The following is a 9394-nucleotide window of genomic DNA, read 5'->3' as shown; positions in this document are numbered from 1 at the left end:
AGAGTTGCCTTAATGCTAACATAAGAAATTCCCCAAATAATTATTACAGCAACCATGGCTAAATTGGCCTTCAATACATTTTTCGTCATAATTCCCCTCTTCTATTAACATGATTGACAATAATCCATTATACTACATTGTTCCTAATGTAATGGAAGTTGCTCAAATAAAGTCTGAGGATATGGTCAAAAAATAACTATTTTTCTCATACTTCTCCAACCTGGACATAAACAAGTTTATGGTGGACATCAAGGGTCAGATCGTTTCTTGGACGAACTGGCCATTTTTGTTCTTTCTTAGGATATTTCTCCGATCTTGGAAGGGATTTGAGGAAATATGTGGAAAGTATAAAGACGAATCTCTTAATTGGTCAGCGTCAATCCCCGATTCGTGTAGAGTACATCAAAACGATGATAACGTAGCCCTCATCTAATTCTAGGGGGGCGTTTTGACGCTCACGCATATATGCAGTGTGCTGAAACAAGTAACCGTCCACTCATGTTCGGATGACTGGTGTAGACAAGTCATGGGCTCTTATGCATGGCTGGCTGGTTTCATTGAGGCTTCCTTCCAGATTTAAGACTAAACTGCAAGACAATAATTGGGGTGTGAAGAAAGCTATGAAAAACACTGGACTAACATGGAGAATCGTACTCATCATATCATTGATCACTTTAATGATTTATGTCACAGTCAGGATGGTTTCATCGGGTTCAGGACTTATTGATGACGGCAAGGTGGATTTATCTAGCGTTGATTTTCAAAAAAGTGTGGCACTAAATGGAGACTGGGAATTCTATTGGAATCGATTATTGACGCCAAACGATTTTAGGGCTGTTCAACCGCCAATCATGGATTCGCTTATGGAAGTTCCAGGCACATGGGATGATGGAGAAGCAGGAAGCAAAGTTTATCCACCTCATGGGGTTGCCACCTATCGTTTGCGCTTAAACTATCCATCGAGTCTTAAAGACCCTGCTCTTAGCATTCAAAATGTTGCCTCTGCCTATAAGTTCTATGCCAATGGACGGCTTATTGTAGAAGTTGGAAAGGTATCGGACAAACTCTCTGGCTTCAAAGATGGTGAGGAATCCCTCATTTTAGATTTGCCAAATGATACGCAAGAGCTTGAGCTGGTTTTCCAGGTGGCCAATCTGAATTATGCCAGAGGAGGACTTCGCGAAAGTCCAATATTTGGATCAAAACAAGTATTAGAGCGACAAAAAATGATACTCTTAGCGCTACAGCTATTCTTTATTGGTAGCATTTTTATATTTAGTATTTATTATTTCTTACTCTTTCTTTTGCAAACAAACAATAAGACAGCCCTACTTTTTAGCATACTTTGTTTTATCACAGCGTTGCGGTCTTTAATATGGGGCGCAGCACCTCTTGCGATCTTCTTCCCTAATGTACCATTGGACGTCAGAGCATATATTAATTATTTAACAGGTTATAATTTGGTGCCCGTTATGATTCTATTTGTGCTTAGTATTTATACTATGGAATATAAAAAAACGACATTGGGTTTAGTCTTGCTGCCTACCCTATTTTTTGATGCGCTGCTGCTGACACCCCCTGGATTTATTTCGTTATTCACTAATTATTTATACGTAATGGTTCTACTACAAATGATTTACATCCTGGGCGTCCTAATAAAAGCAGTACTCCATCAAAGGGACAATGCAATCTTAATGTTCATAGCCATCTACGTCTTTGTTTTGGCGATCATTGAAGATATACTTCACTATAAAGGTCTTGGCGGTATTAATATATCTCATATGTTCTTATATGGAAATTTTGCCGTCATATTGGCGATGTCTTTTGTTCAAGCCAAACAACAGGCCAATATCCATAAAAAGCTTGTTTTGTACAATGAAAATTTAGTCGAGGCAGACAGACTCAAGGACAAAATAATGGCAAACGAAATGTCATTTTTACAAGCACAGATATCGTCAGCCTCTCAAATAACTTCTCTGCAATCTGATATGGAGAAACTGGAGTGGGCTTCAAAGACAGACTCCTTAACAGGGCTATATAACCGAAGACATATTATGGGAAAGATTGAAAATGAGTTTATAAGTTATAAACGAAATAAAAAGAAATTTGCCCTCATTATTGCAGATATCGATTTTTTTAAGGAGATCAATGATACCTATGGACATGACTGTGGAGATCGCGTGCTAAAAGTGATATCCAAAGGCCTACAGGATGCAGTACGAGAACAAGATTTTGTCTCTAGATGGGGTGGAGAGGAATTTCTACTCTTACTTCCAGAAACGGAAATCGAGGGTGCTCGTATACTGGCTGAGCGTATTAGGGGAATAATAGAAGAACAAATTATCGAATATAATGGGATTCAAGTGTCAATTACGATGACCTTTGGGGTAGTCGTTAATGAGGATTATGAAATAATTGAAGATACAATAAAAAAAGCAGACAATGCACTATATGAAGGAAAAAATCGAGGAAGAAACTGCGTTATTCTAGCGTAAATATATCCCTTTTATGATGAAAAGCTATATACTGATGATAAATGTATAAAATGTAAGCAATGCACAAAATATTGTCCTGTACAAAATATTACATTTAATGATAAGACGGTTTGGGGATCAAACTGCGTCAGTTGCTTTGGCTGTGTTAACAGATGCCCCCAAAATGCCATTCAAGTGGGTAAGAAGACACATGGTAAAAGACGCTATGTACATCCAAAAAATAAAAATATCTACTTTTGAATATACGACGGGGTAGCTGACAACTCTTTCAGTGTTGTCAGTAACCCCGTCCCTGCGATTTTGTAAAGGTTGTGGAAGTTCATTTGTGGCAACGAATTATAAATTATTGATAATTTGGAAAGGAATTAATACTATGTTTTCAGATGTAGACATCAAATTAAAGAAAAGAAATAAAATTTTGTTCTCTCGCGACAGTCAATGCTTACAAGATTTGATAAAACTAATTCAATTACAAAATCACCGAACCCTTGTGATGTGGGCATTGGATTGTGCAAAACTGCCTTTAGAACAATTTGAAGCAAAGTATCCCGATGAATTATGCCCTAGAACCTGTTTGGAACTTTGTGAGGCTTGGGCAAGGGGCAAAATCAAAATGCCCATGGCGAAACGGGCTATTTTGGATTCACATGCAGTGGCAAAAAGAATTGATGACAGCGAATACGGTGCTTTTTGCCACGCAATTGGTCATGCTGAAGCTACTGTGCATGTAGAAACACACGCTTTGGGGTTGCCTTTCTATGAATTGACGGCAATAGTCTTAAAATACGGAAAAGAGAAATTTTCAAAACCAGTCAGCGAAAAGATAAATTACTATTATAACCGCCTGCTGTATTGGCAAGAAAATACCGATAAACTTGGACTTGTTTGGGCAGACTTTTTATTGAATGACGCCACTCCTAACAAGGAAAGATTATTAAGCGAAAAACGAAAGTTAAAGCAATGAAGATTATGAGCATAACCTCTGTTCGCATTTCAACTTAGCAGTGCATTTCCGTTATCTTCAATAGCAAACACCTAACCGTTTTTACATATTAAACTTTAAACCGACATGTTGTTGTCCAGATTATTATTGTATAATGCTTACGAGTTAGGAATGATCAGTTGAAGGATGAGGTGAGGGCATGGCAGAAGCTTTGAAGGCCATGTACAATAAAGAATTTCTCCGCCAATTTGCCGAGAAGGTACATGCTGTCTACGACGCTTTCGATATGGGGAACTTCGTCGCAGTTGCAATGAACGAACCATGGGACGGGCTTGAGCTAAAAGCTCGGATGCGGCGAATAACAGAGACACTTAGGACATACCTTCCGATTTCTTTCGAAGAGGCGCTAGACGTGTTATTTGCAATCGACGAGACCTGCATTGGGTTTCCGTACCTGTTCTTCCCTGATTTCGTGGTGCTGTACGGACAAGAAGAGGAGCATTGGGAGCTTTCAATGAAAGCACTAGAACGGTTCACTCAAAGATCGTCATCAGAATTTGCCATAAGATCCTTTTTGTTGAGTGATCCAGAGCGAGTGATGTGCCAGATGATGATCTGGTCGCAGCATCCAAATGAGCATGTCAGACGATTTGCGAGCGAGGGTTGCCGCCCCCGTTTACCGTGGGGGGTGTCACTTCCGATGTTCAAGCGTGACCCGACTCTGGTAATTGCGCTACTTGAAGACTTGAAGGCAGACCCGTCTCTTTATGTGCGCAAGAGCGTAGCAAATAATCTTAATGACATTGCTAAGGATCATCCTTCGATCGTACTCGAAACAGCACGTCGTTGGAAAGGTGTGTGTCCTCGCACGGACTGGATTATACGACAGGGTTGCCGAACTTTGATCCGCAAAGCTGATCCTGAGGTCTTGGAATTATTCGGGTACGCGAATCCGAATGACGTATCGTCGCTAGAAACCAGTGCCTCCTTGTCGGTGCTGCCGTCTAGGCTGATGATAGGAGAGAGTTGTGAACTGAAATACGAGCTTTGTATCCGAGAAGGGGATCCGGTACACATCCGTATCGAATATGGGGTCGATTTCGTGAAGGCCAGAGGCCACACATCACGCAAACTATTCCTGTTGTCTGATAAAACGGTGCCCGGCGGTACACGTCTTACTGGCACACGAACGCATAACTGGTCTGACTTGACGACCCGACACCATTATCCTGGTGAGCATCGGATGGCATTGTTTGTGAACGGGCGTGAAGTTGCAGATGCAAGATTGACGCTATTCAGCCTTGAGGGAAGAGAATAACCGACAAAGTTTTACCCATCCGTGAATGATATATTTGCTATTTTAAGATCATTTTCTGTAAAGACTGTTTTTGTGTCTCATCAACGAGCGGCAGCATCTTTTTCAGCATTAACTTTTTTTCTTCCGTAAGGCTATTGAGGAGAACTCTCATTTTTTCGACCATCACTGGTGCTAAATAATTACTTTCATTCATTCGTATCAACTCCATTATTTTTAATAATTGGTCTGCACTTATATTTTGATTAAATGACAATAGTGTTTTTAGTTGTTCAAGCTCATAGCGCAGCTTTTCCTTTAACTTTATCTGTTCATTTATGATTTCGAGTTGAGCTTGAACTACGAGCATCGGATTATAATTAGGATTTTCAATAAAGTTATAGATTTCCTCTAATGAAAGTCCCAATTGTTTTAGAGATAATAGTTGTTGAAGTTTTGATGCATCAGCCTTTGTGTAAAGCCTATGACCAGCTTCGGTAAATTCAGAGGGCACTAATAGACCTATTTGGTGGTAATGGTGCAGTGTTCTTACTGTTATTCCACACTGGCTTGCAAGCTCACCAATTTTCCAGGTAGTTTTTGGCATCCTTTCACCTCGTTTCGTACAATATTTTTGTCGACAACTAAATTATACAACCTAACGTTACGTCAGTTGCAATAGGTTTTTTATTTATTTTACCTTGCTGATAAACATTGATACATTCTAGATATGTTGCATTCTAAAACTAGCTTCATTTACAGCAGATGAAATACGAATTAGGAATACGACACCGAAAATGCTTCAGAACTGAAACAAAAGGATTCAGTAACGGCTGAAATACACCAAAGGATAAGAAAGACCACTCATAGCCATATGAGTGGTCTTAAGCACTAACCTTTAAATCCTGCACTCCGAGAAAGATGATAAAGAATTAATTGATTAAGGCTTATATTTTCCTTTTTGGCGAGTTCAGCTAAATATTTGTGAAGACTCTTTGGGACTCGCACATTAAATTTTCCAGAGTAGTCGTCTTTAGCCAGTTCAGGAATTTCGATGCCTTGCTCCAAGGCTATCTCTATCCATCCCTTTTTGGCGTCCTCGATCATGGCCAATGCTTCATCAGCGCTCTCAGCCTGGGTAATGCAACCCGGCAGATCAGGTATCTCAATTACATACCCTCCCTCTTCGGCTGGATATAAAGCGTATTTGTATGGGAGTGCTAAGTAATAATCAAGCCCCTTATTCGTCATCACTAATCTCTCCTTCCAACAGTTCTATGGCTCTCTCAACGTATGTGACTTTAATATGTGGTTTGTGAAATGGGACGGAGAGAAGCTTTTCTCCCTTTGTGTAGTAAAAGTGACTTGAGCCTCCAGATGATTGACGTTTAGTAAATCCGTAATGGATTAATATTTTGTCCAATTCTTCAAATCTTACGTTCTTAGGATTATTCCGAATACGTTCAAGTAACTTTTTAAGCTTGCTCAACCGCTCCACCTCTTATATCGATAGTACCATATATAGTGGCAAATTATCAAGTATATTTAATTAATGGGTCCTATAGTGAAGATTTCGTAAAGGTTATCGCTTATAGTGATATTAGAAAACCTGTTTTTTTCCCTCTTTCAAATCCTACCTTTTCATAAAACTTTAGCGTTTCTTCCTTCGTTGAACCTGTCATAAGCATGACCTTATAACAGTTATTTTTATTTGCTATCTCAACAGCCTCTTTTAAAACTTTTGTTCCTAACCCTTTTTCTCTATAATCTGGGTGCGTAACAACATTTTCTATTAAACCGTACGGACGCAAATTCCTTGTTAAATTTTTTATTATTGCCATCGTGCAGGTGGAAACCAGCTTACCCTCAACATCGGCAACAATATAATAAATATTCGGATCAGCACAAATACCAGTCCAAAGTCCTTCTAATTCATTATTTCCTGTAACATCCGGATCGTCTTCGTGAAGGTATTTGTATAGATTTAATAATTTATGTAGCTCATCTCTTTTAACTAACCTAATAGCTTCACTCATTTAAAAATTCCTTTCCACCAAATCTGCCACGGATGCCGAAATGGGTCCGATAATGGTCATTTCGTAAAGTTTATAAAAACAATATTCACATTTTTAGCCCGTTTTTCACTTCAAAAGTCCTTGGTAAGTACCCCTTAAAGTTTAAGATGAAAATTGATTCTAAGCTCATCATTTAGGTCGTAGCCTTACTTATCAATACCTCGGACAATATTTAAAAGCCTTAGAAGTGCCTTCTAGGGCTTACCATTTTTCCTTGGGTCCAATACCGCAGATTATGTTAAGCCCCCCTCGTCCGAAGAGGCGTTGTCATCTCATTCTTTGACTTCATCCACGACATGGTTCTCTTCTTCTTGGATTTCGTAATTACTGTCAATTGTACACTGTGACTTATAAACTTTTTCAAGAACTTTGCCAATCGCGTCCGGGCAAGAAAGAACTTGTAAACCTTTTTTTCGAACAGTTGAAAGACACCTTATGCCCTTTAATTGGTCAATAATTGACTGTACACTTACTCCTGACCTTAAAGCTATTGATACTACTCTTGCAGTAGCCTCAGATTGTGAAGGACATCCACCTGCACGACCTAAATTCGTGAATACTTCACATATGCCGTCTTCATCATAATTTACCGTAATAAATATTGTGCCACAGCCGATTTTAACTTTTTCTGTCATTCCAATGGTAGTTTCCGGTCGTTCTCGTGGAATATAGAAATTACCATTACTCTGTCTAACTTTTTCTCTACAAGTATAATCATTATTTTTCATGCCTTTAACCCTCCCACACACGCGAACTTGTTCTTATAAATTTCTTTATATCAAAATCATTCGCCAGCAATACATAATTTACCTTTTTAAAATTTGGGTCCTATAACCGTGCATTTCGTAAAGTTTATAAAAACAATATTCTCCATTTTGGTCCAAATTCCTCTTCGACTGACGATTTACCTGTTTTCAAATTCTATTTTTCTGGCCCATTTAGCGTGTTTTAATCCGAATTGCTAAAGTCCGTTTTTCTCTCACTCACGTCGATTTACTATGGTGCTTATTTCGGTTTTTTCCAATTCGGGTCACGGCTAATCCTTGGTGCTTGGTTAGTACAAGTCTGAGCAAATCGATCCATAAGATCGTATATGAAGAAGGAAAATGACAACTGAGCAGCGAAAAGATCCAAATATTTAATGCGTTGGTTGAGAAGTGAAATTCTCACGCCAACGCATTTTATGTTTGCGCAATGAAAAGTGGGAAGAGGGTGGAAGAGATAGAGAAAAATATTAGGAAAAACCTAAATACGAGAACGATTCTTGTCTACAAAGTATATATTGAATATGACTCTATATTTCTTGATGAAGGAGAGTTACATGTAAGTCTTTTTTCCCGTTAGGAGCCAAACCAGCCCGTAAGTGACATTTAAGTCACTCAATTGCGTGCTCTAATGGCCTACTAAGGCCAACTTCGAAGTCAATAAACTATTTTATGAGATGCCTGTTGTACTCCTAGCGAAAGGTGCGTAATAATTCATATGGATAATAAGTTAGCAATTTTTATTCCCAATCTTATCAACTGGGACGGAAACAAACAAATCATCGGCGGTTTGGAAAGGTACATGATTGCCCTGGCTGAACTAATGACAGAGATGGGTTATGACCTTTCTTTTCACCAGAACGCCCATCATGATTTCAGCAATTATAGTTTGGATTGGCCAGTTTACGGTTATCAAGCAGACTCCCGGGATTTTCATAAAACAATAGAACGAATGGAAAAAGAAACCAATGGAAGAGTTTTATATTCTTCCATTGTTCAGCAAACCTTTTATAGGCCTCAGTCTATATGTATTTCGCATGGCGTTTGGTGGGAAGTGCCCGGTTCTTCCTCCTTGCAAGCCCGAAAATATTATGAAAGCCATGTAGCCAGCGCATTGGAACAAGCTAGTTTAATTGTCTCCTGTGATTATAATTTTCTTAATGTTACTCGGGCCATCTATCCCCATTTGGCTGATCAAAAAGTTCGGGTGATTCCCAACTTTGCAGATTCCAGGTATTACTTTCCTCGAAAGCCAAAGAATACCGACCATGTCCGCATTCTATACCCGCGCAGGTTGTCGCCTGAACGGGGCTTCGGGATTTTGAAAGAAGTTATCCCACCGTTATTAGCCAAATTCCCTCAAGTGGAATTTGAGTTTGCTATCGACACCAATAAGCCGGAATACCTCGATCTTTTTTATCAGTGGAGAGAAAACGTAACGGACAAGGAACGCATCCTCTATTGCCATCCCGATTATCAGTCCATGCCGAATGTTTATGCCGAGGCAGATATTGTTGTTATCCCCAGTATTTATTCAGAAGGAACAAGCTTTTCCTGTCTGGAAGCGATGGCCATGGGCAAAGCGGTCATCGCCACCGATGTTGGCGGTCTCACCAATCTCATTATTAACGGTTATAACGGTCTCCTTATTCATCCCTCCATTGAAAGCCTCTATCACTCTCTTCTTTACCTGATAGAGAATCCGTCAGTGTGCACTCGTTTAGGAGAACACGCCTATACCATTTCCCAGGCCTTTAGCCGCCAAGCGTGGGAAGCCCGCTGGCGTCAATGTATTCAAAGAATTTATCCTTTATCCTGAATGA

General features: G+C 39.5%; 9 protein-coding genes and 1 pseudogene. 5 read left to right on the top strand and 5 right to left on the bottom strand.

Translation table 11 applies throughout. The annotated features are described in order from the left end of the window. Positions 1-620 precede the first annotated feature (620 nt). The 4 genes from E4K67_RS08100 (at position 621) to E4K67_RS08085 (ending at position 4756) form a co-directional block, all read left to right on the top strand. Positions 621-2495, top strand: coding sequence for a sensor domain-containing diguanylate cyclase (locus tag E4K67_RS08100; RefSeq protein WP_135545875.1), 1875 nt, complete (start codon positions 621-623; stop codon positions 2493-2495). Beyond that, on the top strand, positions 2496-2735 hold the full coding sequence (locus E4K67_RS31485; RefSeq protein WP_135545936.1) for an EFR1 family ferrodoxin: 240 nt from the start codon (positions 2496-2498) through the stop codon (positions 2733-2735). It begins immediately after the preceding gene. Between the two features lie 85 nt (positions 2736-2820). Continuing rightward, positions 2821-3459 carry a putative immunity protein gene (locus tag E4K67_RS08090; protein ID WP_243454370.1) on the top strand — a complete coding sequence of 213 codons (639 nt, stop codon included), beginning with the start codon at positions 2821-2823 and terminating at the stop codon, positions 3457-3459. A 178-nt stretch (positions 3460-3637) separates the two neighbouring features. After that, complete coding sequence (locus E4K67_RS08085; protein ID WP_135545874.1) at positions 3638-4756, top strand: DNA alkylation repair protein; 1119 nt, start codon at positions 3638-3640, stop codon at positions 4754-4756. Positions 4757-4793: 37 nt separating this feature from the next. On the opposite strand, the gene E4K67_RS08080 is transcribed toward E4K67_RS08085, so the two are convergent. From E4K67_RS08080 to E4K67_RS08060, 5 genes and pseudogenes are all read right to left on the bottom strand, one after another. Next, entirely contained in the window at positions 4794-5339 is a 546-nt protein-coding gene (locus E4K67_RS08080; protein ID WP_135545873.1) for a MerR family transcriptional regulator, read from the bottom strand. A gap of 284 nt (positions 5340-5623) precedes the next feature. Next, the gene (locus E4K67_RS08075) at positions 5624-5983 is read right to left on the bottom strand and encodes a type II toxin-antitoxin system HicB family antitoxin (protein ID WP_135545872.1); all 360 of its coding nucleotides are present in this window, start codon (positions 5981-5983) and stop codon (positions 5624-5626) included. Next, positions 5973-6230 (bottom strand): toxin HicA, encoded by a 258-nt coding sequence (locus E4K67_RS08070; protein ID WP_243454369.1) that lies wholly within the window; start codon positions 6228-6230, stop codon positions 5973-5975. Before E4K67_RS08070 ends, E4K67_RS08075 begins: the two co-directional genes overlap by 11 nt. Before the next feature lie 91 nt (positions 6231-6321). Next, entirely contained in the window at positions 6322-6768 is a 447-nt protein-coding gene (locus E4K67_RS08065; protein ID WP_135545870.1) for a GNAT family N-acetyltransferase, read from the bottom strand. Positions 6769-7148: 380 nt separating this feature from the next. Beyond that, positions 7149-7472, bottom strand: a pseudogene (locus E4K67_RS08060) (TSCPD domain-containing protein); the annotation flags it as partial. A gap of 817 nt (positions 7473-8289) precedes the next feature. On the opposite strand from E4K67_RS08060, the gene E4K67_RS08055 reads away from it, so the two are divergent. Further along, a complete protein-coding gene (locus E4K67_RS08055; protein WP_135545868.1) occupies positions 8290-9390 on the top strand; it encodes a glycosyltransferase family 4 protein in 1101 nt (366 codons plus the stop codon). Positions 9391-9394 lie beyond the last annotated feature (4 nt).

It is taken from the genome of Desulfosporosinus fructosivorans (genome assembly GCF_004766045.1).
In the GTDB taxonomy this organism is placed as follows: Bacteria; Bacillota; Desulfitobacteriia; order Desulfitobacteriales; family Desulfitobacteriaceae; genus Desulfosporosinus; species Desulfosporosinus fructosivorans.
Note: the sequence above shows the minus strand (reverse complement) of the source record. Positions and strands in the feature narration are given on the sequence as shown.

Bases quoted from the DNA above. Each gene is read 5' to 3' on its own strand.
- E4K67_RS08065 (WP_135545870.1), bottom strand. From the start codon at position 6,768: ATGAGTGAAGCTATTAGGTTAGTTAAAAGAGATGAGCTACATAAATTA.
- E4K67_RS08100 (WP_135545875.1), top strand. From the start codon at position 621: ATGAAAAACACTGGACTAACATGGAGAATCGTACTCATCATATCATTG.
- E4K67_RS08075 (WP_135545872.1), bottom strand. From the start codon at position 5,983: ATGACGAATAAGGGGCTTGATTATTACTTAGCACTCCCATACAAATAC.
- E4K67_RS08055 (WP_135545868.1), top strand. From the start codon at position 8,290: ATGGATAATAAGTTAGCAATTTTTATTCCCAATCTTATCAACTGGGAC.
- E4K67_RS08085 (WP_135545874.1), top strand. From the start codon at position 3,638: ATGGCAGAAGCTTTGAAGGCCATGTACAATAAAGAATTTCTCCGCCAA.
- E4K67_RS08080 (WP_135545873.1), bottom strand. From the start codon at position 5,339: ATGCCAAAAACTACCTGGAAAATTGGTGAGCTTGCAAGCCAGTGTGGA.